Origin of the sequence: Actinomyces oris (assembly GCF_001937445.1) — a bacterium.
GTDB classification, from domain to species: Bacteria; Actinomycetota; Actinomycetes; order Actinomycetales; family Actinomycetaceae; genus Actinomyces; species Actinomyces acetigenes.
Map to the genome: position 1 here is coordinate 1 of NZ_MSKS01000047.1, position 24,461 is coordinate 24,461.

Here is a 24,461-nt window from a genome sequence, read left to right on the forward strand (position 1 = left end):
CGCGGATGGGGCGGGCTCCTGGGGGCTCAGCGGAAGAGGGAGTCAGGACAGGGCGGCCACGGCGGCGTCGTAGTCGGGCTCCTGACCGACCTCGGGGACCTGCTCGGTGTAGACGACCTTGCCGGACTCGTCGAGGACCACGACAGCGCGCGACAGCAGACCGGCCAGTGGGCCGTCGGCCAGGGTGACGCCGTAGTCGGCGCCGAAGGTGGAGCGGAAGGTCGAGCCGGTGACCACGTTGGTGAGGCCCTCGGCGCCGCAGAAGCGGGAGCCGGCGAAGGGCAGGTCGGCGGAGACGCAGACCACGGTCGTGTTGTCCAGATCGGAGGCCAGCTTGTTGAACTGGCGCACAGAGGCGGCGCACACCCCGGTGTCCACCGAGGGGAAGATGTTGAGGACCACGCGGCGGCCGGCCAGGGACTGGCTGGTGACCGGGGCGAGGTCGGCGCCCACGAGGTCGAAGGCGGGTGCGGCCGAGCCCACAGCGGGCAGCTCGCCGACAGTGCTGACGGGGTTTCCGTGGAAGGTAATGGAAGCCATGGTGTGATGGTTGCAGGTCACGGCTCCCCTGGCCAGCGGGAGCACTCAGCCCTGGGCGATTCCGCGGCGGGATCGGACCGCAAGCCGGCTCTCGCGCCCGGATCTGTCACGATTGGCGACTTTTAGAGGCAGTCTCCGCCGACCTCGCCGCATCTGTGCTGGTCAGCGCCTCGGGAAGGTCGGAAGCAAGGGTGGTGACCCCGGAATAGTCGCCATCTGTGACACTTTGCGCCGTCAGTGAGCCCCCACGACCTCAGTCGCGCCCTCGACCGGAACGCTCAGGGTCACTGGCCATTCGGCGCACGAGCCAGCGGGGTGCCAGCCGCAGTATGGCGTTGGCGCTGCGGTAGCGCAGGCTCGGGGTGCAGATGACCTGGCCGCGGCGCACCGCAGCGAGTCCGTCACTGACCACGCGCTCGGCGTCCAGCCACTGTGGCGCCTTCCACTGAGTCTCATCGATGCCGGCCGCGGCGTGGAAGCCGGTGTGGACCAGCCCCGGGCACAGCGCCGTGGCGCTCACCCCGGTGCCGGCGAGCTCGACGGCCAGTGCCTCAGTGAACCGCAGCACCCAGGCCTTGTCGGCCGCGTAGGTACCTACGACATTGTGCGCGGCAACGGAGGAGACGTTGAGAATGGCACCACGTCCGCGCTCCACCATGGCGCCGGCCGCCGCGTGAGAGGCCACCATGACCGCCCGGACCATGACGTCGAGGGCCTGCTCCTCACGGGCCAGGTCTCCCCCGACGAAGTGCTGCCCCAGCCCGAAGCCGGCGTTGTTGACCAGGAGCCCCACAGGCTTGCTCTTGTCCCGCAGGCGCTCGGCGACGCGCTCGAGCTCATCGCGCTCGGACAGGTCGGCCTGCAGAGTCTCCACCTGGACGCCTGCGAACTGCCGCACCTCCTCGGCCACCTTCCGCAGGCGCTCAGGGGTGCGCGCCACGAGGACGAGATCATGACGGGCCTGGGCGAGCTGCCAGGCGAACTCCAGGCCGAGGCCGCTCGTGGCCCCGGTGACAAGTGCTGTTCCCATGGCGGCACATTAAGGACGCTTACTGAGCGATCAATGGGAACCCGCCCTGCCGCCGGTTACCCTGCTGCCATGCGCCTGGCCACCTGGAACGTCAACTCCATCCGCACCCGCGTCGACCGCGTCCTAGCCTTCCTGGAGCGCGAGGACATTGACGCCCTGGCGATGCAGGAGATCAAGTGCCGCCCCGACCAGTTCCCGGTCGAGCCCTTCGAGGCCGCCGGCTACGAGCTGGCCATCCACGGCCTCAACCAGTGGAACGGGGTGGCGATCGCCTCGCGCGTGGGCCTCGACGACGTCACCACCTCCTTCCCGGGCCAGCCCGCCTGGGCGGCCAAGCCCGAGGCCGAGCCGGTCGTCGAGGCCCGGGCGCTGGGGGCGACGGTGGGTGCGGCCTCGGATGCGGCGCCGGTGCGCCTGTGGAGCCTGTATGTGCCCAACGGCCGCGAGCTCACCCACCCGCACTACACGTACAAGCTCGACTGGCTGCGGGTGCTGCGTGACGACGTCGCCGCCTGGCTCGAGGCCGAGCCCGACCTACCGCTGGCGCTGGTGGGCGACTGGAACGTGGCGCCCAGGGACGAGGACGTGTGGGACATGAGCGTCTTCGAGGGCGCCACCCACGTCTCGGAGCCGGAGCGTGAGGCCTTCGCCGCCTTCGCCGAGGTGGGCATGAGTGAGGTCACGCGCGAGCGGGTCACCAACTACACGTACTGGGACTACCAGAAGCTGCGCTTCCCGAAAAACGAGGGCATGCGCATCGACTTCGTCTACGCCTCACCGGCCCTGGCCGGTCGCGTCACCAGCGCCGCCATCGACCGCGACGAGCGCAAGGGCAAGGGCGCCTCCGACCACGTCCCCGTCATCGTTGAGGTCAGCTGAGGTCGAGGGCGGCGGCCCCACGGGCGGACGGACACCGGGCGTCCTTGGTCCGCAGCCCCCCTACAAGGCCAGGATTTGGTCGCCGAGCTCGGGCCAGGTCCGCCGGTGAACCGCCCCGAAGGGCTTGGCCCCCAGGAAGACGGCCTGGCGCTCGGCGACCGGATCCACCCAGATGAAGGAGCCCGACTGGCCGAAGTGCCCGAAGGTCCGCTCACTGTTACCGGCCCCGGTCCAGTGCGGGGACTTGGCTCCGCGCACCTCCACCCCCAGGCCGAAGGGGTTGGGGGTCTGTCGCCCATAGCCGGGTAGGACGCCGTCGAGGCCGGGCAGGACCGGAGTGCGGGCGCGCTGCGCGAGGGCGGGCGAGACGAGCCTGGGCGCGGCCAGCTCGCGGGCGAACAGGGACAGGTCGCGGGCGCTGCCCTCCCCGGAGTGGGCGGGCGAGCCGGGGATGAGGACGCTGGCCATCCCCAGGGGCTCGAGCACCGTGGTCTCCACCCAGGTCTCCAGGGGCGTGCCGGTGGCCTCCTCAAGGCGCTCGCCCAGGATCTCGATGCCGCGGTTGGAGTAGATGCGGCGCGTGCCCGGGGCCGCCAGGCGCTCGTCGGAGTCGGCCGCGATCCCCGAGGAGTGGGACAGCAGGTTCTCGATGGTCGCGCCGTCGGGTGCGGGAGGACCAGCGGGGGCCTCCAGGTCCAGCAGTCCCCGGTCGACGGCGACCAGGGCCGCCCAGGCGACGATCGGCTTGGTCACCGAGGCGAAGGGGAAGATCTCGTCAATGTCCCCGGCCTCGAGAAGCACGCCGTCGCCGGCGGCGGACCTGCCGGTCACGACGAGGGCGGTCGGGAAGGGGAAGGCGGCCAGTGCCGGCAGAGCAGGAGCCGGCGCCTGAGGGGTGTCCGGGGTGGTCATCGCTCCTCCTCACCTGGACCGGCTCTCGACGCGGCAGGCCGAGCGCCCCCGCGACCGTACCTTACGCCACGAGGACCGGACCCCCGCTTCCGTTTGCGAGCCGTCTGGCACAGCCGCGAGCGCCGGCCTGCTGAAGCTGGCCCGGAGCCGGCCCGGACCACCCCGGTCAGCGCCCCGGCACGCCGTGAGTCGGCAAAACCTGCCGGCTCGCGAGAGGATCGGAGCGATGCCCTTCTACCACCGCCCGCCCGCCGACCGCGGCCCGTTGCGCCCCCGCAGCTCCCCCACGGCCCCCGGCCAGGCGGCCGCCGTTCCCACACCCGCTGAGCTGGCCGAGGCCGCCGGTGTCGGCTACGCCGTCGTCGACCTGGAGACCACCGGCCTGTCCCCCACGACGGACTCGATCCTGGAGGTCGCACTCGTGCTCACCGACGCCACCGGGCGCGTCGAGCGCAGCTGGTCCACACTCATCGACCCCGGTGCATGTGTGGACGTCGGCCCCACTCATATCCACGGTCTCGTCGCCGAGGATCTCATTGGGGCGCCCGGATTCGACGACGTCGCCGACCTGCTGGTGGCCAACCTGGCCGGGCGGGCGGTGGTGGCCCACAATGCCCGCTTCGACGTCGGTTTCCTCACCCAGGCGCTGGGGACGCGGGGACTGCTCGACCGGGGCGCGCGGGTGCCGCGGGTGTGCACGATGGAGTGGGCGCGCCATTTCATGACGACGCCGTCGCGCCGGCTGACCACCTGCTGCGAGGTGGCCGGGGTGGAGATCGGCCGCCACCACAACGCGCTCGACGATGCCCTGGCCGCTGCCGGCCTGCTGCGCCACTATCTGGCGGTGGGGGCCCAGCGGGGCGAGGAGCCGGTGGCCTGGGTCCGCTCGCTCGTTGAGGCTCGCCGCTTCGCCGGTTGGCACTGGGACGCGGCAAGGGCGCGGGACGGCGTCGAGCGTCTCACGGCGCGCACCACGCCGGGTGCCGAGCGAGCCCGCCCCGCGCCGGAGTCCGCGGGGCCGCGTCAATAGGCCTCCGGGCTGCGAGCAGTGCCGGGGCCACCGGACCGGATGCCGCCGCGCCGTCCCTGATCGGGGACTTACCTCTCCCACGAGGACTGCGTTCTCCCGCAGGCGACTGGGGTACGGCCTCAGTCGCCTGCAGGACAAGGACGTTCTGGGAGGAAAACGCAGTCCCCGTTTCAGTCGGCCACGTCCCGGCAGGCTACTCCACGAACCCCGGGGTGGACTGGCCGGGGGTTGTGCGTGCCGCACGAGGGCCCGACCCGCATGGAGAACCCCCGAACCTCACCCAGCAGCACCCCGCCCTCGTGCAGTACCGGAAGTCTCACGACAACGCCTCACCGGGGGCCGCGCAGCGCCCACACCGCCGACGAGACCTCTCAGGCCTCCTCGGCGTCCTCACCCAGGGAGACGAGGAATCCGTCGTCATCCACGGCCACCCCGGAGACGGCGGCCACCAGGACGGTGGCGAGCTCCTCGACCAGGTCCCGGGCGGTCTGGCGCTCGCGGCGCCGGGAGCGGGAGACCACTTCGGCGTAGGCGTCGGCCTGGTCCAGGGGGATCCAGCGCAGGTCGTAGGACAGGACCGCCCCACGCGCCCACGGCTCACCGCGCACGGCCAGAGGCAGTCCGTCGGTGGCGCCGGCACGCACCTCGATGCGCCCCCAGCCCTCGTGCTCGGAGTCGACCGGGGTGACGACCGCGTAGCCGTCACGCACCTCCTCGATGACGTTGCCGGTGGCGGCGGCGACGATCTCCTGACGCATCGTGTCCTGGCGGACCTTCTCCGAGCCGCGCCAGGCCTTCTCGAAGACGTCCGGGCCGATGCGCTCGACGAGGCTCTCCAGCTGCTCGGGGTCGATGGCGTCCAGCCCGACGGCGCCGCGGGGCTGAACGACCTCCAGCGCGGTGCTCACCTCGGGGGCCACGGGCTGCAGGACGGCCACCAGGTCCTCCGGCCCGAGCCACACCGGGGCGTAGACGGTCAGGGAGGCCGAGACCTCCGGGCTGGGCTCGACCAGGACCGGTTCCTCGTCGTCCCCTCCGGGAATGAGCCGCAGGGCCCCGGCCAGGCGCCGGGCGATGGCGCGCAGGCGGGTGAGGGCCACCAGCTCGGCCCCCGTGGGCTGGGCGTGGGGGAAGGCGTCGGAGAGCGGGTCCAGGCCGGCGAGCTCGGCCGGCAGGGCTCCGGCACGGATGCGGGGGCAGTCCAGGATCATCAGCTGGGTGGTCCACTCCGGCGCCCCCAGGAGGCCGCGCATCTCGGCGTCGACCTTCCAGGGCCCCAGCAGGGAGACCCCGGGGAAGAGCTGGAGGCTGGAGACCCCCACCCAGCCGGACTGGATGTCCTGGGACAGGGCCAGGGCCTCGACCTCGTCGGGGGCGACGTCGTCAGCCAGGAGCAGGACGTGGTTGGTGTCCAGCAGCCCGACCGGCAGCATGGAGGCGGCAGTGAAGGTGCCGGTGTCGGTGGGCAGGGAGACGGCGAAGTCGGTCGAGTCGCTCATAGGTGCTTCTCCTGGGAGATGGGAGCGGCGCCGTCGGCGGGGGCCGCCGGGGTGTCGGGGATGCGGGTGCGGTGGAAGGACTGGTGGGAGCGGGAGGCCGTCGGTCCGCGCTGGCCCTGGTAGCGCGAGCCGGTGGCGCCCGAGCCGTAGGGGGCCTGGGCGGGGCTGGACAGGCGGAAGAAGCACAGCTGCCCCACCTTCATCCCCGGCCAGAGCTTGATGGGCATGGTGGCCGTGTTGGACAGCTCCAGGGTGACGTGCCCCGTGAAGCCGGGGTCGATGAATCCGGCGGTGGAGTGGGTCAGCAGCCCCAGGCGCCCCAGGCTCGACTTGCCCTCCAGGCGGGCGGCGACGTCGTCGGGCAGGGTGATGCGCTCATACGTGGCCCCCAGGACGAACTCCCCGGGGTGCAGAACGAAGGGCTCGTCGGCCCCGACGTCGACCAGGTGGGTCAGCCCGGTCTGGTCGGCGGCCGGGTCGATGACCGGGTAGCGGTGGTTGTCGAAGAGACGGAACCATCGGTCCAGGCGCACGTCGATGGAGGCCGGCTGAATCATCTCGGGATCATAGGGGTCGAGGACGACCCGCCCGGCGTCGAGCTCGGTGCGGATATCGCGGTCTGAGAGCAGCACGGTCCCGATTGTGCCAGGTCCTCCCGGAGGCGTCACACAGATGCCCTGGGGATCCGGGAGGCCCGGACCGCGCCTCAGCTGCTCAGCGGCATGCCGGAGGCGTCAACACCCCACGGCGCCTCGCCGGGGCGGGCCACCAGGATGAGGATGCCCTCGATGAAGGCCCAGATGGCGATCGGAGGAGCCAGGATCCCGCAGGTCAAGAGCGTGCCCAGGAGCTGGAAGAGCGCCTTGCCCGTGTAGCCCAGGTAGAAGTTGTGGATTCCGAAGGCTCCGAGGAGCAGCGCCAGAATGCCTGCGGCCACCTTGGACTTGCCCGGGTAGGCGGGGGGACCGTAGCCGGGGACGGGACCGTAGCCGGCAGGCGCACTGTACCCAGGAGGCGTGCCGTAACCGGGCGGGGGCGCGTAGGCCCACTGCGGGTCATACCCCAACTGGGCACCAGGATCGTAGGGGCCGCGCCATAGGGCGGGTACCCGCCTGACGGGTAGTCCGTGGGGGCGGAACCCGCGGGCAGCGCCGGCGCGTCCGGGCCGGGGCTCGCAGCGGGCTCAGTCGGCTCAGCGGGCTCGTGAGAGTTGGAGGGATCAGTCATGCACTCACCACACATATGAAGACGTCAGGGAATCCGTGAGTAAGTGTAGTGGCGAAGGCGTCGCCGGCGCGGTCCACGAGGCCCCTCCGCAGGCCGATTTGCGTAGACGACCGGAGTCTGGGTTAGACTTCCGCACGCACCTGGGACGCACATCCACTGGTGCCACGCGGGTGTAGTTCAATGGTAGAACTTCAGCTTCCCAAGCTGACAGCGCGGGTTCGATTCCCGTCACCCGCTCCAGCCCGAGGGCCCGGACCATCACGGTTCGGGCCCTCGTTCGTTGCTGCACGGCCCCGACGGCGCCGGCCAACACCAGCCGGCGCCGGCCAGCGTCGGCCAGCACTGACCGACGACGCCCCGGGGTCAGGACAGGACGGCCTGCAGGTTCACCTGGGCGCTGCCCAGGATGCTTGCCGGGTCGCCTCCGGCCAGCCCGGGCAGCTCGTTGTCGAAGTTGGCGATGATGTCCGAGGTGCCGGAGGCGGAGGGCACGGGCTGGGAGTACTCGACGCCGGCCAGGAAGGCCGCCTGGTCGGCGTGCTTTCCCTTCCAGGTCTCACTGGCGGACTTGCCGGCGGGGACCGTGCCCGCCGCGCCGGCCAGAGCCACCTGCCGCTCGGCGGCGGTGAGGTACTCCACGAGCTTGATGGCGTCGGCCTTGTGCTTGGAGGCCTCGACGACGCCGTAGAAGGTCGGGAACTGCAGGGTCCCCTTGCCGCCGCTGCCGGCCGGCAGCTCGACCACCTTGTAGGAGACGCCCGAGTAGGCGTCCGCCAGGGTCTTGACCAGGGCCTCGGTCTCGATCACCATGGCGGCCTGTCCCTGGCCGAAGGCGTCGGCGGCGGAACCGGCGGGCAGGTCGGCGCCCCACCCGGCCGAGCCGGAGGACAGGAGCGTCTTGACCTGGGTCAGGCCCGCCACCGAGCCCTCGGAGGAGGCCGTGGCCTTCGTGCCGTCGGCGCTGGTCAGGCCCCCACCGCCCTGGATGAGGAAGGCGCCCACGCGCGCGTAGGAGGCATCGAGGGTCAGGCCGGCGACCCCACCGGAGGTGAGCTTGGCGGCCACCTGGTCGAGCTGCTCCCAGGTGGTCGGGTAGTCCGAGTCGCTCAGGCCCGCGGCCGACCACAGCGAGGTGTTGATGTACAGGGCGAGGGTGGAGACGTCCCGGGGCGCCGCGGCGATCTTCTCCTGCCGGGTGGCGCTGGTCAGCAGCGCGGGGTGCGCGTCCTTGACAGCGGCCGACCCCTTGTCCCAGGGGTGCAGGGAGCCGGCGTAGCTGGACAGCTGGGCCGGGTTGACGACGACGACGTCGATGGTCGGCTCGGCGGTGATCCCGTGGGCCAGCTCCTGGGAGACGTCGGAGACGGGCTTGATGTCCACCTCCACCTTGGTGTCCTTGGTGAATGCCTCCACCGCCTTGGACAGCGCCTCCGCGGCGGCCTCGCCCTCATCGGAGACGATGAGCGCCATCTTGCCCTCCTCGGTGGCTCCGTCCTTCGACTTCGACGAGCAGGCGGCGAGGGTGGCTGAGACGGCCAGCCCCAGAGAGGTCAGGGCGAACGTCCTGCGGGACAGCATCATGTGTTCTCCTTGAGGGAATCCCGGAGTGCCCGGGAGCGGGGTGAGCCCGGGGTCGCAACGGCGCCTGTGGGCTCACGGTGAGCGACGTCGGGCGGGGACGGCGGGAGGGCACTGCGGGCCCCGCGTCGCCAGGAGGAAGCGTAGGCCATGCCGGCGGCGGGCTCGGACGCGAGGCCCGCCCTCACCTCACAGGAGATCACGCAGGGCCAGCACGACGACGCCGGTGGCCGCCGCGTCCACGAGGAACCAGCTGGCCAGCCACACGCCGGCGGGAACCCGGGTCAGGTGCGCCAGGGTGCGGTGGTCCTGGCCCGGGTCGCGTGAGGCGGCGACGTCGCGCAGGGAGTCCCAGGCCCCCACCAGCAGGGCCAGCCCGACCCCGGCGACGACGCCGTCGCGCCACTGCCCGCCCCACCACCACAGGGCCCCGGTCAGGAGGGCCACGAGCAGGACCAGCAGGACCGTGCGCACGGAGCGGGACATGACCAGCAGGACCGCCAGGAGGACCAGCCCCAGCAGGAGGACCGCGCTCGCCCAGCCCTTGAGGGCCAGGAGCACGACGACGGCGCCCAGGACGGCCGGGGCGGGGTAGCCGGCCCAGGAGGTGGCCACTCGGCCGGGGCCGGTGGGCTTGCCGGCGGTCACGGCGTGCCCGGACAGGTCCCGGCTCACCACGAATCCGCGGAAGCGCCGCCCCACCATGAGGCCGACGGCGGCGTGCCCGGCCTCGTGGACGATCGTCACCAGGGTGCGTCCCCAGCGGCGGGCCGGGGCCCAGGCCAGGACGATGAGGAGGATCGCCAACGCCGGCCACAGCACGCCGGGATCCAGGCCGACGACGTTCGAGGCGCGGTTCAGCAGGTCGTTCCAGGTGTCAGTCCAGCTCAGGTTCACGAGCGGAAGTCTGCCAGGCCCGCCCACCTGCGCGGCAGGCCGTGGCTCACGCTGTCAGCCGACCGCGCTGTGATGAGGCGAACCGGGGGCCTCGGCGCCCTCCAGGGGCTCGGTGGCGTGGGGCTGGGCAATGGTCGGAACCGCGTGGGCGGGCTGACGGGCCCCCACCGCCCGCAGCACGAAGACGTCCAGGCTCTCCAGGTAGGCCCGGCGCTGCTCCGGATCCGTGGGGGTCGGGCGCCCGCCCATGACGGTGGCGTGGATGAGGGGGATGACCTGCTCGGGCTCCTGGGCGGGGATGAGCCCCTGGTCCATGGCGTCGGTGAGGATCGAGGAGAGCATCTGGGCCAGGAGCGCCCCGTGGGCCTTGAGGCGACCGGCGGTCCCGCGCGAGACCGCCCCGGACAGCGGTCCCGACGTCGGGAAGTGGAAGTGCCGGGCGATGAGGGCCTGCTGGCGCACGTAGATGCGCAGGCGGTCGATCGGGTCCTGGGTGCCGGCCAGCGCCCGGGAGAGCTCCTCGGCGTAGCGGCCGGCCTCGTGCTCCATGAAGGCCAGGAGGAGGTCCTCCTTGTCCGCGAAGTGGTTGTAGACGGCGGTGCGTCCCACACCCGCGTGGTTGGCGACGTCGGACAGGGTGATCTTGTCGAAGCTGCGCTGGCTCATGAGCTCGGACAGCGCCCGGAACAGGGCGGTGCGCGTGCGCTCTCGATGCTCGGCCAGCGAGGAACCCAGGATCTTCGGCATGAGGCAACCCTAACTTACAAGATGACGCGAGTGATAGAAGTGTCAGAAACTGGGAAGGGCTGGCGTCGCGGGACTGCCGGCATGCTCGAGCCCGCGGCTTTCAGGAGGGCCACCCGTCTCAACCCCGCCGCCGTCATCCCAGTGCCCATCAGCGCCCCAGGGCGTCCACGAGCGCGTCAATGATCGGCAGGTCCGCCTCCAGCCACGGCAGCCGGCGCAGCTGATCCGGCGGCTCCAGGCGCACCCACTCCAACCGTTGATGGTCGGTTCCGACTCTGCCCCGGTCCCCGGGTCGGGCGGGCTCGGCCAGCCACACTCGCATCCTGAAGCCGTGCATGGCCGGCCAGGCCGGGGTGTCGTCGCCGGGGCCGCTGTCCGGTGGCGCCACAACCGCCAGCTGTCGGGGAACGACGAGCTCGGGTCCTAGGCGGACGCTCAGGCCGATCTCCTCGTCCAGCTCGCGGGCCAGGGCCTGCTCGGGCCGCTCGGCGGGCTCGACCTTGCCGCCGGGGAGCTCGAACTGGCCGGCGTGCTCAGGCGGGTAGGAACGGGCCGCGCACAGCAGAGCGGTCGGATGCTCCAGGTCGTCCAGGACCGCCGCCGCCACGACGAGGCGAGAGGTCCTGCCCGTATCGGAGTCGCTCACCAGGGCTTTCCCTTGTTGCTGTCACTGCCTCCGGGCTCCTCAGTGGTTCCCGGGCTGCCGTTGTTGCGGTCCCGCAGGCGCTTAGCCCGGTCGTCGACCGGGGTCGGGGTCGGCTTGGCGCTCGGGGTGCTGGAGGAGGTCTCGCCCGGCGAGCTCGACGCCGACGACGAGGGGCTCGCACTCGGGTCACTGCTGGGCTGCGAGGACGGACTGGAGCTCGGGTCACTGCTGGGCTGGGAGGAGGGGCTCGCGCTCGGGTCGCTGCTGGGCGTGGCCGAGGGGTTCGGGCTCGGGGAGGGATTCTGCTCGGGCGGGGGCGGCACCTCGCAGGTATCGGCCGCCTTCTTGGCCGCCTCGATGTGCTCGGTCACTGCCGCGGGGCTTCCGCTCTCCTGGGCCTGGGCCGCCAGGGTGAGGTGGGCGACGTACAGGTTGGTGCGCACCATGCACTCCGGGGAGCCGGCCTCCTTCGCCTTGGTCTTCGAGTCGACCTTGGCGGCGGGCGCCTCACTGAGAGCCTGGTTGAGGGTCGCCACCGCGGAGGTCGGATCCTTCGCGGCGAGCTGACCGGTGCCCAGGTTGAAGTGGACGCGCCACTGCTCCAGCCAGGGGTTGATCCTGGCGACCGTGCGGTAGCGCGACAGAGCCGTGTCGTAGTGGCCGGCTGCCGCGGCACGGTTTCCGGCCAGGGAGATGAGGAAGATCGAGCCGAGCCACAGGGAGATGATCGTGGCCAGCGCCGCGGGCACCCCGCCGATCGCCAGGAGCCGACGGCGCCGCTTGAGACGGGCCTCGCGCCGCCTGGGGTCCTCGGGGGCCGAGGGGTCCGGCGAGGAGGCCCCGTCATTCGGGTCCGCCTCCTGCAGGTAGTCGGGCACCTGCTCCGGGGCTCCGGCGGCACCCTGCGCTCCCTCGACGGCACCGGGCTGCGCCCCGCCGCTGCCCTGCCCGGGGACCTCGCCGGGGGTGTTTCCTATCGTCATCATCTTCCCCTTCCCATGAGAAGACGCAGGCGACGGTCGGCTCGCATGAGATCGAGGATCTCCCACAGCAGCAGACCGAAGGCGATGAGTCCCAGTGGCCAGGTCAGGTACACCCGGGCGTTGGTCTTGGCCCGCCCGTCGGCGGAGACGGCCTCAATGTCGAGGTTGGTGAACTTGCTCGTCGGGTCGTCGCCCGACCCGCCGGTGCGGTGGTAGTAGGGCAGCCCCATCTCCTTGGCCACCTTCTGGAGCTCGTCGGCGTCGATCTTCGACACCCCTGGCTGCCCGCCCTGGCCGTCGGTGATGTAGTCGGACTGGGTGTGCTCGCCGGTGGACGGTGAGCCGTCGTAGCTGCGCATCTTGCCGCCCTCGGTCGAGCCGTAGCCCAGCACTGCGCCGCCGTCGACCAGGCCGTCCAGGGACTTCCAGGAGATGCCGGCGTTGTCGGCCACCTGTGCGCCGCGGCCCTCGTCGGTGGCCTCGCCGTCGGAGAAGATGTAGACGAGGCGGATGTCCTTGGGGTCGGACTGACGGGACTGTGCCAGCGTCTGCCCCAGCAGTGGAAGCGCCACCTCCAGCGAGGAGCCGGTGGCGTGGCTCGTGACCTCCTGCTTGAAGGAGCCGATCCAGGCGTCGACGGCGTTGGTGTCGTGAGTCAGCGGCAGCTCCCGGGCTGCGGCGTTGTCCAGGGCGATGATGGAGAAGCGCGAGTCCGGGAAGGCCTCGCGGATCGCCCGCATGTCCGCGCGCACGCCGTCGAGCCTGGTGGAGGCCGACTGGTCGACGCCCTTGGGTCCCTTGCCCTGGTAGTCCTCCGCCGCCATGGAGCCGGTGCGGTCCACCACCATGTAGATCTCCACGTTGGAGACGCTGATGGCCTCGCTGCCGCGGATCGCCGGCCCCGCCAGCGCCAGCACGATGACGACGACGATGGCCAGGCGCCTCCACCAGGCCCGGCGGGCGGCCGGCTCGGCATCATCACGGACCAGGCGGCGCCGAGAGACGATGAGCAGCCCCGTCAGGGCGGCCGCCACGAGGAGGACGAGGATCCACCAGGTGACCGGGATGAACGCGAAGTCCCCGATGATCGGAACCGGCTTCATGCTCGCCTCCAGGTAGTCAGTCCCAGGTAGCCCAGAAGCACCAGTGAGAGCGTGATGACGAGCCGCTGGGGGACGTCGGTGCGACGGGTCTGCTTGCGGCCCCCGAGCGCGGAGACCTCGGTCTTCTCCAGCTCCTTGACGATCTGGCCCCCGGTGCCGGAGTCCTCGACGTCGTAGAAGCGCCCCTTGCCCTGCTCCTCGGTGACGGTCTTGAGCTCCTCGCGGGACTCCTCGGGAGTCTTGTTGAGGAGGTTCTGGTAGGGCTGGTCCTCGTCGGCGCCGTAGATGGAGAACAGGCGGATCTTGCGCTCGGCCAGGAGCTTGGCGGCGTCGGGCAGGGGGTAGATCTGCTCGTTGTCGGGGTCGATGACCTGGTTGTCGGTGGCCAGGATGATGGAGCGGGAGCGATCCAGGTCCTGGTTGTCGAAGGCCTGGGCGCAGGAGGCGAGCCCGTCACCGGCCAGGGAGGAGCCGTTGATGCTGTTGTTGATCGTTCCGCCGAAGGCCTCCTGGTAGGCGAGCTGCTGCTTGTAGGTGACGTTCTGCGGGTCGATGTCCAGCACGTCGCCCAGCTCGGTGAGCTGGTCACGCAGCAGCTCGTAGTCGTCCGTCAGCGGGACGATGGTCTGCGCGGATGAGTTCCAGGCCACGATCCCCACCCGCTCGCCGTCGAAGTCCTCCAGGATCTCGGAGAAGGTCGTCAGGACCGAGGAGTCGATCCTGACCATCGACGTCGACACGTCCAGGCACAGGACGATGTCACGGTTGGCCAGGGCGTCGGAGCGCTCGGTGACGCGCACGGGCCGACCAGCGATGGCGGCGGCGCTCACCAGGCCCGAGACCAGCATGACCGCCAGGAGCGCGTGCAGCCAGCGCTGAGCCCGGATGCGCTTGCGCACCGCCGGCAGCTGGAACAGGCTCGCCGAGTTGGCCAGGCGGCGGGGCAGCTCGACGGCCTGATCCTCGCCCCGCCGGCTCCAGGGCGCCCTGAAGCGCTTGGGCGCCCTGGCGGTGGGATCCCCGCTGGAACGGCGGTCGATGATGAAGACCGCGATGATCGCCGCGGCGGCGATGACGACAAGAACGATGAATAACCAGAGCATCACCATCGGGTGACCACCTCCCTGGCGTGGGTGAGGGCCTCCTGCGCGGCGGCCTGCGGCTCACGGTCGAAGGAGGGCTGCTCCCACACGGCGAGCAGCTCTCCGACGTGCCCCAGCGGGTTGATGTCCAGGGGACGGCCCGCCGCGCGCACGCTGCGTCGCCGCTCCTCCACCGAGCTCGGCCCGGCAGTTGCGGCCATGTCGAGGATCTCCGAGACCGTGGCGGTGGTGATCTCCTCCCCGCTGCGGGCCTCGGCGAAGCCGCGCAGCAGCGCCGCCAGCTCCAGGTGCAGCTCGCGCAGGTCCAGGTCACCGGCGTCCCAGCGCTGGGAGATCTCACCGAGACGCTCACCCCACTGGCGGCGCTCACGGGGCGCCATGGGGATGTCTCCGACCTCCTGGGAGAGGTCGCGGCGGGTCACCAGGAAGGTCCGCAGCAGCCAGGCGGTCACCAGCAGCAGGCCGACGACCATGACGATGACCATCCATATCGGCATGAGAACCGGGGGCATGATCTGCATGGGGTCACCGCCTCCCTCTGGCCACGGCGGCGCGCTCACGCTGGAGGAGCTCGGCGATGGAGTCGATGAGCGTCTCCTCGGAGGAGACGACGCCGTACTCCAGGTGCCGGGCGTCGAGCACCTGCTCGACGCTGGTGCGCCACTGCTCGCGCACCACGGCCGCGTGAGCCGCCAGGTAGGAGTCCGCGCGCAGGAAGGCGGGGATCTCGAAGGGCAGGTCGATGTCCCGCCCGCGGCCGCCGCCTTGGCGCAGCGGGTCGTCGTCCTCGACCTGGACAACGATCATCTCGTGCTGGATCGACAGGCGCCGCAGCCAGGTCGCGGCATCGGGACCGGGGTGGGCGGTGTCGGTGATGAGGATGACCAGGCTGCGTCGGCGGTGCCAGGTGCTCACCCGCTCCATGAGGTGCGGCAGACTGGAGGGCGGGGCCCCGGGGGCCAGCTCGAAGACGCCGGGCGCCCCCTCGACGGGAGCGTCGAGGTCCTCGAAGGTGCGGGCCAGCAGCGCCAGCAGGGTCTCCACGTGCTTGGCCCCGGAACGGGCCGGGCGCGAGACCATCCGGCCGGCGTCACCGGCCACGAGCGCCACCGAGTCCCCCCGCATCCGGGCCAGGTAGGCGAAGACCTCCGCCACTCCCAGGGCCAGGTCGCGCTTGTCCTCACCCGTGGGGGTCATCGCCGCCATGGTCCGACCGGTGTCCACGGCCAGCACCATGGGCATCATGGACTCGCGCTGGTAGCGCTTGATGACCGGCTGCCCCAGGCGGGCCGAGGACTTCCAGTCGATGTCGGAGATGTCGTCGCCGGGCCGGTAGAAGGACATGTCGTCGAAGTCCTGCCCGCGCCCGACGAACACCGACTTGTGGCGCCCGTCGAGCAGCCCTGTGGCGCGGCGCAGGGTCGGCAGGCTCAGAGCCGCGCGCAGACGCTCGATCCGCGTACCGCGCCGGCCCTCGCCGGAATCGGACTCGGGCGCCTCGGGGGCGCCATGTACCTCCGTGCTCATCGCTGTGCTGGTCCCCACCTGGCTCAGGGCGTGGGGACGGCCGCGAAGATGGCGTCGATGATCGCCTCGGGCGCGACTCCGTCGGCCAGGGCGTCATAGGTGAGCACCAGCCGATGGCGCAGCACCCCGTGGCGCAGCAGGCGGACGTCGTCGGGGATGACGTAGGTGCGTCCCTCCTGGAGGGCGACGGCCTGGGCCACCTTCATCAGTGCGATGCCGCCACGGGGGGAGGCCCCCACGCGCACCTGCCGGTCCAGGCCGGGCACGGGCCGCGGCCCCCCGCCGCGGGAGGTGTTGATGAGGGCGACGATGTACTGCTTGATGACGGGATCGACGTAGACCCGCTCGGCGGCCCGCTGAAGCCACTCGACGTCGTCGGTGGAGATGGGCCGACCGGTCACGGGCTGGTCGAAGGTCCCGTTGGAGATGCGGTCCAGGACGTCGGCCTCCTCCGAGGGCCGCGGGTAGGTGAGCACCTCCTTCATGAGGAAGCGGTCCATCTGCGCCTCGGGCAGGACGTAGGTGCCCTCCTCCTCGATGGGGTTCTGGGTGGCCAGGACCATGAAGGGGTGGGGCAGCGGGTAGACGACGCCGCCGATGGAGGTCTGACGCTCCTGCATGGCCTCGAGCATGGCCGACTGGGTCTTGGCGCTGGAGCGGTTGATCTCATCGAGCAGGACGATGTTGGCGTGGACCGGCCCCAGCTGGGTGGTCATCTCGCCGGTGGAGGAGTTGAGGATCTGGGTGCCCACGATGTCGTTGGGCATGAGGTCGGGCGTGCACTGGATGCGCCGGAAGGAGCCGGAGACGGCCGAGGCCAGCGTCTGGGCGGCGGTGGTCTTGGCCAGGCCGGGCACCGACTCCAGCAGGATGTGACCACTGGACATGAGAGCGGTCACCAGGGCCGTGCGCAGTTGCTCCTGACCGACGACGCGCTGGGAGAAGATGTTGGCCACGGACTTGAGCAGCTCAGCGGCGCGCTCCACGTCGGCGTCCCCGGCGCCCCGACGGCTGGAGGCGGCCCGGGCCTCGCGGCGCAGCGTCTCACGGGAGGGCAGGGGGCCGGTGTCGACCTTCTCCTCGGCCGGCGCCGCCGGGCCGGAGGGATAGCCGGGAACCGTCATCCTGGATGATGCAGTCGGCACGGAGCGGGCCCCGGCGGCCTGCGGGTCGATCTGAGGAGGGACCGAGGGCGGCCGCTGCGCCGAGGCCGCAGCACCCTGCCCCGCGGAGGAGCCGGCGGGCTGACCGGCCTGTCGGGCCGCCGGCTGGCCGGTCGACTGGCCGTACTGCTGGCCACTACCCCAGCCACCCGGCTGACTGCCGGGTTGGGCGCGGTGCTCGGGCTGCATGCTCATGGTTCTCCTCGCTCAGTTCTGGCTTGATTCCTCGCGCCACGTGCTCGCGCCTGGATAGGCAACGCATTGGCAGGCTATACGAGCCGGGGCCACCTGGGGCACGAGCGGAGGGGAAGTCCTCCCCACAGCCCCGACAGGCCTCCACTTTTTACCGGTTTCGCGCCACTTTGATGGAAATGTGAGACGAATCGTCATGGGGTCGCCACCCCGGGGTCAGAGCTGGCCAAGGTTCACCCGGCTCCCGGCCAGGCTCAGCCGGAGCCCGTCGTTGGTGACGATGGCGCTGGTCGGGCGCAGCCCCGGCGGCAGGGACTTCGCGGGGATCGTGATCTGCGGGGAGTCCAGCCCGATATAGCTGAGCATGCTGTCCTGCCCCTTGTCGACGTCGACGCCGAGCTTGTTCCCACCCATCCGGGTGGAGGTGATGGTCAGGACCAGGCTGCCGTCGGCACCCAGCGACGGGACGATCTCGGCCTCACCGCTCAGACCGAGCAGGGACATCGAGGCCTGGATGGCCCCCGGATCCTGGGTGCTCGTCCCCGTGCGCTTGGCCTGAAGGGTGACGCCCTTGAGCTTCGGGTGCGATGCGGCGGCGAGCTCGGCCACCTGCTGCCAGCCGATGGTGCCCGACGCCGCCACGGCGTCCGTCTGATAAGGCTTGTGCAGGCTGATGTGGCTCAGATCGACGTCGACGTCGCTGAGCGTGACCGAGGCGTTGCTCTGGCCCTTGGAGGTGAGCGTCAGGCTCGAGGAGTCCACGCTCAGGCTGTCCAGTGAGCCGCCGACGACCTGAGGCAGGACGATTCCCCTGGTGGCGATCCGGGCGTCCGGGCTGAGCCCCGGCAGGGCGGAGCGCACGGCGGCGTCGACCTGCCCACGCACGAGGTACTCCGCCCCGACGGCCCCGGCGCTCATGATGACGACGAGCACCACCAGGACCGCCAGCCACCGCCACACGTGACGTCGCCGGGCAGGGCGGGGACGGTCACCGTCCGAGAGCTCCTCCTGCGAGGAGTCCTTCTCCAAGAGCTCGTCCTCCTCGGGATCGTCCGCCAGGACCTCGTCGAGGAGCGACCGGTTGGGGGACTCCTCCTCGACGACGTCCCTCTCCACTCGGGGCGAGTCCGCGTCTCCCCGGCGACTCATCACTCCTCGCGTCACGTCATCGCCTCGGCGCCGACGGCGAGCTCTGGGCCACCGGGGCGGTGCTCGCCGAGCGCTCGGCCGTCTGGTCGGCGGGGGCCTGGTTGGCGGCCAGCTCCTCGTCAAGCATGTAGAGGTCCTCGGCGGTGACCATGAGGGTGGACACGGCGTGCTCCACCAGGGCGGTACGCCGGTTGGAGGCGGCTCCGGCCACCCGGCCGCCGCGCAGCCCGCGCACCCCCACCCGGTCGAGCTTCTCGCAGACGTTGTCGAGCTTGCGGTTGAACTTGGTCAGCGGCCAGCCCAGGCGCGCCGCGGCCGCCGCGGAGGAGGGGATCTCGGCGGCCCCGGTCCCGGCCCGTTTGAGCACCGGCTCAGACAGCGCCAGGACGAGCAGCAGCTGGGAGCGGGTCATCGGGGTCACCCCGATGGTGGTCTGGCCGGAGGACTGACGCACGCCGTCGATCCCGGAGAAACGGTCCTCCCCGGAGGTGATGAGGTTGATCTCGTAGGTGGTCGGGCCGGCGGAGAAGGTGAGGATGACCCGGGGGAAGACCAGCGGCATGCGGGCGCCCGGGGCCAGTCGGGACTGGACCAGTCCCTCACCATCGGTCAGGGTGGCCGACAACCGCGACCCCTCGTTGGCGATCCACCAGAGGTTCTCGGAGTGAGCGAAGACCAGGAATCGGCGGTGGAGGTAGGGGTTGTCGTCAATATCGAGGTCTCCGCCTCGGCCGATGACGAAGGCGTCGGCCGGAGCGACCCGGTAGATCTCTCCGGAGAAGTCCAGGACGAGCTCGTCGGGCTGCTCAGGATTGACCTCCGGCATCTCTGTCCACGTCAGGTCGCTCATGAATTCTCCTTCCACGGTCCCGGCTCATGATCGGCACCCGGGTCCAGTCTTACTGAGAAGCCGGAGCCGCACCGGCGAAGCACGACCACTCGGACAGTGACCTCAGCCACTACGGAACCTCAGCCACGACGGCGGGTCAATACGGAGCGTCACCCCGTCGCCGACGTCCATGAGATCCCCCATGAAGACCGGCGTCGGCATTCCCGGTCCCAGCAGGACCGGCGTCGCACCGGGGCGAGCCAGGACCGTGCCGTTGGACGAGCCCAGGTCCTGGGCCAGGATGCTCCACCCCGAGGTCGTGAGCATGAGGTGGGAGCGCGAGACCATGTGCTGCGGGCTGGCCACCGGGACCAGGGTCACGATGTGCGGATCGCCCCCGGCCTGCACCTGAGGGGCGCGTCCGATGACGACGTCGCCGGCGACCTCGACGGCGGCGCCGGTCGACAGGGTCAGCGTGGCCAGAGCCGGCCGGCGCACGTAGGAGATCACTCCCGTCAGGGGCTGGGAGCAGATGAGGCACTCCCGGAGCTCGGGAGGACTGGCGTGCCCCTGGGGGCAGATCGAGGCCCGCACGGGGGGCGCCGCGATCAGCGCCGCCTCGGAGGCGGAGACGACCTCCGTGTCGGGCAGGGCCTCCAAGGGCTGGGGCTCCCGGACGGGCTGGGGCTGCTTGCTCTTGGAGTTGTCCGGTGCAGTGGGGGTGTTGGCCGTCGGACTGCCGCCCGAGCTCGCCGAGGGGGCGGTGGGGGCCCGGTGGGCGCCGCGCCGCCGACGCCCCGAGCCGGGCTCCGGCTCGGGGTAGTCCGGGAACGGGCTCACGTCGCCGGTGTCCAGGTCCTCCGCAGTGGCCTCAGTGTTCTCCGGGTGCTGCTGCTCCGGAGGCTCGAAGGGGTCGTCGGGGTCCTCCCAGACACCCGTCTCCAGCAGCTCGGGAGCCGAGTCCGCGGACCTGTCGGATTCGGCACGAGAAGCAGCCTCGGCAGGAGAGGTCATGACGGGAGAGGCCGCGGCGGAAGAATCGGCCGGGGCGGGAGAAGGCACCTGCAAGGGCTCCGGGGCCGTCTCCTGGGGCGAGCCCGAGGCCGGGGAGATCGGGGTGATCGGCTTGAGCAGCGTGGTCTCGTCACTGGGCTCGGCCGGGATGATGCCGGTGGGCTTCGATGCCATGGAGCGCGGGGCCGAGCGCCGCAGCGCTGCGGTTTGCGAGGGCGCGGCGTCCTGAGGGGAGGGCCCGCTCGAGGCCGCCGGGGCCGCCGGCCCCACCGTCGGCAGGTAGGTGCCGCCCAGGGCCTGCAGGACCCGCAGGCCGGTCTCCACGGAGACGCCACCGGGCTCGCAGCCGACAGCCGGGTTGATGACGGCGGTCCCGTCAACGCCGTCGACCCGCAGAGCGCCGTCCGACAGGCGCGTCAGCCCCTCGGGCAGCGGGACGCGCTCACGTGGCGGGCAGGGGGAGGGAACCGGGGAGTCCGTCACCGCGCCCCCTGACTGCTCGCGCCACCGAGGGATGGCGTGTGCGCCGTCGATGGAAGAGCCGGCACCTGGAGGGAGTCGACGACGATGGCGGTGGTGTTGTCATGCCCTCCGCCCTCCAGGGAGGCGGCCACGAGGAGCTCGGCCGTGCGCTGCGCCGTGCAGCCTGCCGCCAGCACGGTGGCGATGGCTTCGTCGTCGAGCTCGTCACTGAGCCCGTCGGAGCAGATCAGGAACCGGTCCCCGGCGACCACCGGAACGGTGTAGAGGTCCGGGACGCCGGAGTCGACGATACCTCCGCCCAGCGCCCGGGTGACGATGTTGCGGCGGGGGTCGCGGCGCGCCTGCTCGTGGGTGAGCTCACCGGTCTCGATGAGAATCTGGACCCGGGAGTGGTCGCGGGTGACCTGGGAGAGCATGTCGTCGCGCAGCAGGTAGACCCGGGCGTCCCCCACGTTGAAGATGACCCAGGTCGGTCGCGTCACCCCCTGCTCGTCCACCATCCAGGCCAGGATGACGCCGGCGATCGTCGCTCCGGGCAGGTAGGCGGCGTGGGACGGGATGGCGATGATCGCCTCCTGCGCGGCCACCACCGCGCGAACCACCGTGTCGACGTCGGTGACGATCGTCCCGGCCAGCGAGTAGAGGGAGTCGAGGGCCACCTGCGTGGCCATACGGCCGGCGGCGTGCCCGCCCATCCCGTCGACGACGACGAAGGCCGGAGCGATGGCGAGGTAGCCGTCCTCGTTGATCGTCCGCAGGCGCCCCACGTCAGTGGCCGCACCGACAACGACCTCTGAGGCCCTGATACCGTCCTCACCGCGGATCACGATGGCATCGGCATCAGCACGAACGTGCTCGGTCATCGGCTCCCTTTCCCTTGCGTCGCATGCACTCCCCTAGTAAACCCCAGCACCCCGTCCGGAACCACCGCACCACCGCCCCAATTCCATCATGTGGGAGCCTGCACCGAATCGCAGGCGGCGGCGCCGGCCCCCGCTGCGCCCGCCGACCGGGCCCCTCCGCCGCCGCCAACGGCGACGATCCGCCGTCGTGAGACACTGACGAGCTGCGGCCGTGACCCGTCAGGCAGTCGGAGTCACGGTGTCCTCAGGTAGTCTTCCAACGTGGCCGGCTGACCGACCCACATGCCGCCGAGATGGTACTGCGTTCCCTGACTCGGTATCACGGGTGGCCCGAACCCGACCCACGACGGCACCAGGTGCCGGTCACAACCTGGACCGACGTCGTTTTCCCGACCCTCGAAGGACCCAGCATGTCTCAGGCCAAGGACGAGCTTGTCGCGCGAGCGCAGGATCCCAATGCAGAGTTGGAGACCCTCCACCAGCTGGCACAGAACTACCCCGGCCTGCGCCCCTACATCGCCGCCAACCCACGCACCTATCCCGCTCTCCTGGAGTGGCTGGGAACCCTGGGGGACCCCGCGGTCGACGCAGCCCTGGCCTCTCGCGGCAGCCAGCCCCAGTCAGCGCCGTCGGCGCAGTCATCGCCTCAGCTGGCAGTAGTCTCGCCCCCCGGCGCCCAGCCGAGCGCACCATCGGCCAGGTCCTCCGAGGCCCCCACTCAGGTGACCCTGCCCCGTTCGCTCCAGCCCGGCAGCGCGGCCTCCGGCGCCTCTGCGATCTCCGCCACCAGCTCGAGGAGCGCCGCGAGCGCACCGAGCGCCTTCAACGCAGCCGGTGCGAACACACAGGTTGACGGCTTCCAGGCCGCGGGCGACCCGACCGTCTCCGTCCCCACGTCCCGCCCCGCCCAGGCGATGGCCTCCCAGTCGCCGGCCCGGCCGGTTCAGCCCGCCCTGCAGCAAACCTTCCAGCAGTCCGCGAACGTCTCCCAGGCGCAGAGCCCGGTCATTCCGGCTCCCGTGCAGCAGGCCCCCGCAGTGACCGGCGACGACGGCGTCTTCGGCGTCGGCACCGAGGACGATGACTCCCAGCCCCCCTCCTCCTTCCTGACCTCCAACCGCATCCTGCTCATCCTGGCGCTCCTGGTGGCCACCGTCCTGGTCTTCCTGGCGACCTGGTACCTCTCCGGGGGCAGCGGCAAGGGCTCGGCCGCCGACTCGGGCACCGAGGCCCCGGCCGACTCCGGCCAGGCCGCGGCTCAGGACAGCCCCTCCCCGGCCTCCCCGTCCGCCTCCCCCAAGGCCTCGGCCACCCCGAGCGCCTCGGCGACCCCCACGTTCAAGGCGCCGGCGCCCGCCAACGCTCAGGAGCTGTCCGCCTTCGACGCCCCCAGCGGCAACATCACCTGCACCCTGAACGACCAGAACGTCGCCTGCGTCATCAACGAGCACGCCAAGACCAATTCCTGCGACTCCTCGAAGCCGCTGACGGTCACGATCGACGCCGATGGGAAGTCCAGCCAGAGCTGCGGGTCGACCTTCTCCACCAAGGGCGTCAGCCTCAGCTACGGCTCGGCCGCCAAGCACTCCGCCTTCGCCTGTGAGTCGACCGATCAGGGCATGCACTGCTGGAACCAGGTCAACGGTCAGGGCTTCACTCTCAGCCGAGAGAGCGTCACCTCCACCACCCACAGCGGCAACTGATCACTCTTACCCGAGGTCGGAGCCCCGCCCGTCGGGGCTCCGACCCGTTCTGTCAGCCTCACCTTCCAGCAGCACACGACGTCCGACATGGCCACCTCCTACCGAACGATCCTCATTCACCCCGGTGCCCGCTCCTTCACCAGTGCCGGGCTCATCGCCCGTTTCCCCATGTCCATGGTGGGGATCTCCACGATCCTCGCGGTCGAGGAGCTCTACGGCTCCTACACGGCCGCGGGTCTGGTCAGCGCCGCGAACTTCGTGGCCATGGCCATCGGGGCGCCGATCCTTGCCCGCTGCGTCGACCGCTACGGCCAGTCGCGGGTCATGCTGCCCGCGGTCCTCGTGTCGTCCTTGAGCCTGGTGGGGCTGGTCCTCGCCGCCGCCATGCGCACGCACCTGGGAGTCTTGGCCGCCCTGTCGGCTCTGGCGGGAGGGTTGGCCGGTTCCATGGGCTCACTGGTGCGGGCGCGCTGGACGGCGATGCTCACCCGCCCCGAGGAGGTTCACGCGGCCTTCTCTCTGGAGGCGGCCCTGGACGAGGTGGCCTTCATTCTCGGGCCGGTGCTGGCCACGGCCCTGTGCACGACGCCGTTCCTGCCGGTGACCTCGGGCTGGGTGTGCTGTGTGGTGATGCAGCTGTTCGGGGGGCTGTGGTTCCTCAGCCAGCGCACCACCGAGCCCACGCCGCACCCGACTCGGCGGCGCACCGCTGAGGCCACCGAGCAGTCGGATCAGGCCGCGGAGCACCCTGCGGTGATGCGCTACGGCGCCATGGTGTCCATCGCCGTCGTCTTCCTCATCCTGGGGGCCCTGTTCGGGGCCAACGACGTCGCCGCAGTCGCCTTCGCCACCGAGGCAGGGCACAAGTCCGCCTCGGGACTCATCCTGGCGGTGTGGGGCGTGGGCTCCTTCGTCGCTGCCCTCCTCTACGGCTCGCGCACGTGGGGGTGGCCGCTGTGGAAGCAGCTCATGGCCGGGCTGGTGGGGCTCGCGGTGGGGGCCTCAACCTTCGGTTTCGCGCCGAGCCTGGTGGTGCTGTCCGTCCTGGCCCTCTTGACGGGGCTGGCCATCGCCCCCACCCTGACCAGCGGCAACAACATCGTGCAGGTAACGGTGGCCCCCTCCCAGCTGACCGAGGGCCTGGCCTGGGTGAGCACGGCGCTCAACATCGGGGTCTCGATCGGCTCCCTTCTGGCGGGGCAGGCCACGGACGCCGGCGGCTCGCGCGCCGGGTACCTGGCGGTGGCTGCCTTCGCCTGGGGCGCCGTCGTGGTTGGTCTCCTGGGACTGTCCGCGCTCAGGCGAGCACGGACCAGCGGCTCTCTGAGCGGTCACTGAGCGACGTCGGCGGGCGGCTCGATTCC

24 protein-coding genes and 1 tRNA gene are annotated in these 24,461 nt (G+C 71.2%); 5 read left to right on the plus strand and 20 right to left on the minus strand.

What is annotated here, in order from left to right; all coding sequences use genetic code 11:
* Positions 1-42: 42 nt before the first annotated feature.
* A complete protein-coding gene (gene tpx / locus BKH20_RS11410; protein ID WP_075391177.1) occupies positions 43-540 on the minus strand; it encodes a thiol peroxidase in 498 nt (165 codons plus the stop codon).
* 253 nt (positions 541-793) lie between these two features.
* Positions 794-1,570 carry an SDR family NAD(P)-dependent oxidoreductase gene (locus tag BKH20_RS11415; protein ID WP_075391155.1) on the minus strand — a complete coding sequence of 259 codons (777 nt, stop codon included), beginning with the start codon at positions 1,568-1,570 and terminating at the stop codon, positions 794-796.
* 69 nt (positions 1,571-1,639) lie between these two features.
* On the opposite strand from BKH20_RS11415, the gene BKH20_RS11420 reads away from it, so the two are divergent.
* On the plus strand, positions 1,640-2,449 hold the full coding sequence (locus BKH20_RS11420; RefSeq protein WP_075391178.1) for an exodeoxyribonuclease III: 810 nt from the start codon (positions 1,640-1,642) through the stop codon (positions 2,447-2,449).
* Between the two features lie 60 nt (positions 2,450-2,509).
* Here the strand turns inward: BKH20_RS11420 and BKH20_RS11425 are convergent, their stop codons facing one another.
* On the minus strand, positions 2,510-3,361 hold the full coding sequence (locus BKH20_RS11425) for a serine hydrolase domain-containing protein (protein ID WP_075391156.1): 852 nt from the start codon (positions 3,359-3,361) through the stop codon (positions 2,510-2,512).
* 226 nt (positions 3,362-3,587) lie between these two features.
* Here BKH20_RS11425 and BKH20_RS11430 point away from each other — a divergent pair, with 226 nt between their 5' ends.
* A complete protein-coding gene (locus BKH20_RS11430; RefSeq protein WP_075391157.1) occupies positions 3,588-4,391 on the plus strand; it encodes a 3'-5' exonuclease in 804 nt (267 codons plus the stop codon).
* A gap of 371 nt (positions 4,392-4,762) precedes the next feature.
* Here the strand turns inward: BKH20_RS11430 and BKH20_RS11435 are convergent, their stop codons facing one another.
* The 3 genes from BKH20_RS11435 to BKH20_RS14780 form a co-directional block, all read right to left on the minus strand.
* On the minus strand, positions 4,763-5,890 hold the full coding sequence (locus tag BKH20_RS11435) for a hypothetical protein (protein ID WP_075391158.1): 1,128 nt from the start codon (positions 5,888-5,890) through the stop codon (positions 4,763-4,765).
* Positions 5,887-6,522 carry a dCTP deaminase gene (dcd, locus tag BKH20_RS11440; protein ID WP_075391159.1) on the minus strand — a complete coding sequence of 212 codons (636 nt, stop codon included), beginning with the start codon at positions 6,520-6,522 and terminating at the stop codon, positions 5,887-5,889. Before dcd ends, BKH20_RS11435 begins: the two co-directional genes overlap by 4 nt.
* Positions 6,523-6,596: 74 nt before the next feature.
* Positions 6,597-6,956, minus strand: a complete 360-nt coding sequence (locus BKH20_RS14780) for a TM2 domain-containing protein (protein ID WP_256693157.1) — start codon at positions 6,954-6,956, stop codon at positions 6,597-6,599.
* Positions 6,957-7,283: 327 nt separating this feature from the next.
* Between BKH20_RS14780 and BKH20_RS11450 the strand changes: the two genes are divergently transcribed.
* A tRNA-Gly gene (locus BKH20_RS11450) sits at positions 7,284-7,357 on the plus strand.
* A gap of 123 nt (positions 7,358-7,480) precedes the next feature.
* Here the strand turns inward: BKH20_RS11450 and BKH20_RS11455 are convergent.
* The 14 genes from BKH20_RS11455 to BKH20_RS11520 all read right to left on the minus strand — a co-directional run bounded on the left by BKH20_RS11455 (position 7,481) and on the right by BKH20_RS11520 (position 21,394).
* Positions 7,481-8,698: a sugar ABC transporter substrate-binding protein gene (locus BKH20_RS11455; protein WP_075391160.1), complete on the minus strand. Its 1,218-nt coding sequence runs from the start codon at positions 8,696-8,698 to the stop codon at positions 7,481-7,483.
* A 186-nt stretch (positions 8,699-8,884) separates the two neighbouring features.
* Positions 8,885-9,592, minus strand: coding sequence for a M50 family metallopeptidase (locus tag BKH20_RS11460; RefSeq protein ID WP_075391161.1), 708 nt, complete (start codon positions 9,590-9,592; stop codon positions 8,885-8,887).
* Between the two features lie 54 nt (positions 9,593-9,646).
* Positions 9,647-10,339, minus strand: a complete 693-nt coding sequence (locus BKH20_RS11465; RefSeq protein ID WP_075391162.1) for a TetR/AcrR family transcriptional regulator — start codon at positions 10,337-10,339, stop codon at positions 9,647-9,649.
* 148 nt (positions 10,340-10,487) lie between these two features.
* Positions 10,488-10,985: an NUDIX domain-containing protein gene (locus tag BKH20_RS11470; protein ID WP_075373147.1), complete on the minus strand. Its 498-nt coding sequence runs from the start codon at positions 10,983-10,985 to the stop codon at positions 10,488-10,490.
* On the minus strand, positions 10,982-11,968 hold the full coding sequence (locus BKH20_RS11475; RefSeq protein ID WP_256693158.1) for a hypothetical protein: 987 nt from the start codon (positions 11,966-11,968) through the stop codon (positions 10,982-10,984). The genes BKH20_RS11470 and BKH20_RS11475 overlap by 4 nt, the downstream gene beginning before the upstream one ends.
* A complete protein-coding gene (locus BKH20_RS11480) occupies positions 11,968-13,071 on the minus strand; it encodes a VWA domain-containing protein (protein WP_075391164.1) in 1,104 nt (367 codons plus the stop codon). The genes BKH20_RS11475 and BKH20_RS11480 overlap by 1 nt, the downstream gene beginning before the upstream one ends.
* A complete protein-coding gene (locus tag BKH20_RS11485) occupies positions 13,068-14,180 on the minus strand; it encodes a vWA domain-containing protein (protein ID WP_075391165.1) in 1,113 nt (370 codons plus the stop codon). Before BKH20_RS11485 ends, BKH20_RS11480 begins: the two co-directional genes overlap by 4 nt.
* On the minus strand, positions 14,174-14,695 hold the full coding sequence (locus tag BKH20_RS11490; protein ID WP_075391166.1) for an alpha-amylase: 522 nt from the start codon (positions 14,693-14,695) through the stop codon (positions 14,174-14,176). Before BKH20_RS11490 ends, BKH20_RS11485 begins: the two co-directional genes overlap by 7 nt.
* A gap of 4 nt (positions 14,696-14,699) precedes the next feature.
* Positions 14,700-15,701, minus strand: a complete 1,002-nt coding sequence (locus tag BKH20_RS11495; RefSeq protein ID WP_075391167.1) for a DUF58 domain-containing protein — start codon at positions 15,699-15,701, stop codon at positions 14,700-14,702.
* A gap of 23 nt (positions 15,702-15,724) precedes the next feature.
* Positions 15,725-17,059 carry an AAA family ATPase gene (locus BKH20_RS11500; protein ID WP_070658167.1) on the minus strand — a complete coding sequence of 445 codons (1,335 nt, stop codon included), beginning with the start codon at positions 17,057-17,059 and terminating at the stop codon, positions 15,725-15,727.
* A gap of 213 nt (positions 17,060-17,272) precedes the next feature.
* Positions 17,273-18,205, minus strand: a complete 933-nt coding sequence (locus BKH20_RS11505; protein WP_075391168.1) for an LmeA family phospholipid-binding protein — start codon at positions 18,203-18,205, stop codon at positions 17,273-17,275.
* Positions 18,206-18,221: 16 nt separating this feature from the next.
* Positions 18,222-19,055: a hypothetical protein gene (locus tag BKH20_RS11510; protein ID WP_070658164.1), complete on the minus strand. Its 834-nt coding sequence runs from the start codon at positions 19,053-19,055 to the stop codon at positions 18,222-18,224.
* A 102-nt stretch (positions 19,056-19,157) separates the two neighbouring features.
* A complete protein-coding gene (locus BKH20_RS11515; RefSeq protein WP_075391169.1) occupies positions 19,158-20,531 on the minus strand; it encodes a hypothetical protein in 1,374 nt (457 codons plus the stop codon).
* On the minus strand, positions 20,528-21,394 hold the full coding sequence (locus BKH20_RS11520) for a PP2C family protein-serine/threonine phosphatase (RefSeq protein ID WP_081381702.1): 867 nt from the start codon (positions 21,392-21,394) through the stop codon (positions 20,528-20,530). Before BKH20_RS11520 ends, BKH20_RS11515 begins: the two co-directional genes overlap by 4 nt.
* 410 nt (positions 21,395-21,804) lie before the next feature.
* Here BKH20_RS11520 and BKH20_RS11525 point away from each other — a divergent pair, with 410 nt between their 5' ends.
* Both BKH20_RS11525 and BKH20_RS11530 read left to right on the plus strand, forming a co-directional pair.
* Positions 21,805-23,097, plus strand: a complete 1,293-nt coding sequence (locus BKH20_RS11525) for a hypothetical protein (protein ID WP_075391170.1) — start codon at positions 21,805-21,807, stop codon at positions 23,095-23,097.
* A gap of 87 nt (positions 23,098-23,184) precedes the next feature.
* On the plus strand, positions 23,185-24,435 hold the full coding sequence (locus BKH20_RS11530; protein ID WP_075391171.1) for an MFS transporter: 1,251 nt from the start codon (positions 23,185-23,187) through the stop codon (positions 24,433-24,435).
* Positions 24,436-24,461 lie beyond the last annotated feature (26 nt).

Excerpts from the sequence above, each read along its gene's own strand:
- BKH20_RS11455 (WP_075391160.1), bottom strand. The coding sequence starts at position 8,698 with ATGATGCTGTCCCGCAGGACGTTCGCCCTGACCTCTCTGGGGCTGGCC.
- BKH20_RS11425 (WP_075391156.1), bottom strand. The coding sequence starts at position 3,361 with ATGACCACCCCGGACACCCCTCAGGCGCCGGCTCCTGCTCTGCCGGCA.
- BKH20_RS11505 (WP_075391168.1), bottom strand. The coding sequence starts at position 18,205 with ATGAGTCGCCGGGGAGACGCGGACTCGCCCCGAGTGGAGAGGGACGTC.
- BKH20_RS11530 (WP_075391171.1), top strand. The coding sequence starts at position 23,185 with ATGGCCACCTCCTACCGAACGATCCTCATTCACCCCGGTGCCCGCTCC.
- BKH20_RS11415 (WP_075391155.1), bottom strand. The coding sequence starts at position 1,570 with ATGGGAACAGCACTTGTCACCGGGGCCACGAGCGGCCTCGGCCTGGAG.
- BKH20_RS11435 (WP_075391158.1), bottom strand. The coding sequence starts at position 5,890 with ATGAGCGACTCGACCGACTTCGCCGTCTCCCTGCCCACCGACACCGGC.
- BKH20_RS11475 (WP_256693158.1), bottom strand. The coding sequence starts at position 11,968 with ATGACGATAGGAAACACCCCCGGCGAGGTCCCCGGGCAGGGCAGCGGC.
- BKH20_RS11465 (WP_075391162.1), bottom strand. The coding sequence starts at position 10,339 with ATGCCGAAGATCCTGGGTTCCTCGCTGGCCGAGCATCGAGAGCGCACG.
- BKH20_RS11480 (WP_075391164.1), bottom strand. The coding sequence starts at position 13,071 with ATGAAGCCGGTTCCGATCATCGGGGACTTCGCGTTCATCCCGGTCACC.
- BKH20_RS11420 (WP_075391178.1), top strand. The coding sequence starts at position 1,640 with ATGCGCCTGGCCACCTGGAACGTCAACTCCATCCGCACCCGCGTCGAC.
- BKH20_RS11490 (WP_075391166.1), bottom strand. The coding sequence starts at position 14,695 with ATGCAGATCATGCCCCCGGTTCTCATGCCGATATGGATGGTCATCGTC.
- BKH20_RS11430 (WP_075391157.1), top strand. The coding sequence starts at position 3,588 with ATGCCCTTCTACCACCGCCCGCCCGCCGACCGCGGCCCGTTGCGCCCC.
- BKH20_RS11510 (WP_070658164.1), bottom strand. The coding sequence starts at position 19,055 with ATGAGCGACCTGACGTGGACAGAGATGCCGGAGGTCAATCCTGAGCAG.
- BKH20_RS11495 (WP_075391167.1), bottom strand. The coding sequence starts at position 15,701 with ATGAGCACGGAGGTACATGGCGCCCCCGAGGCGCCCGAGTCCGATTCC.
- BKH20_RS11520 (WP_081381702.1), bottom strand. The coding sequence starts at position 21,394 with ATGACCGAGCACGTTCGTGCTGATGCCGATGCCATCGTGATCCGCGGT.
- BKH20_RS11500 (WP_070658167.1), bottom strand. The coding sequence starts at position 17,059 with ATGAGCATGCAGCCCGAGCACCGCGCCCAACCCGGCAGTCAGCCGGGT.
- BKH20_RS11525 (WP_075391170.1), top strand. The coding sequence starts at position 21,805 with ATGTCTCAGGCCAAGGACGAGCTTGTCGCGCGAGCGCAGGATCCCAAT.
- BKH20_RS11485 (WP_075391165.1), bottom strand. The coding sequence starts at position 14,180 with ATGGTGATGCTCTGGTTATTCATCGTTCTTGTCGTCATCGCCGCCGCG.
- tpx (WP_075391177.1), bottom strand. The coding sequence starts at position 540 with ATGGCTTCCATTACCTTCCACGGAAACCCCGTCAGCACTGTCGGCGAG.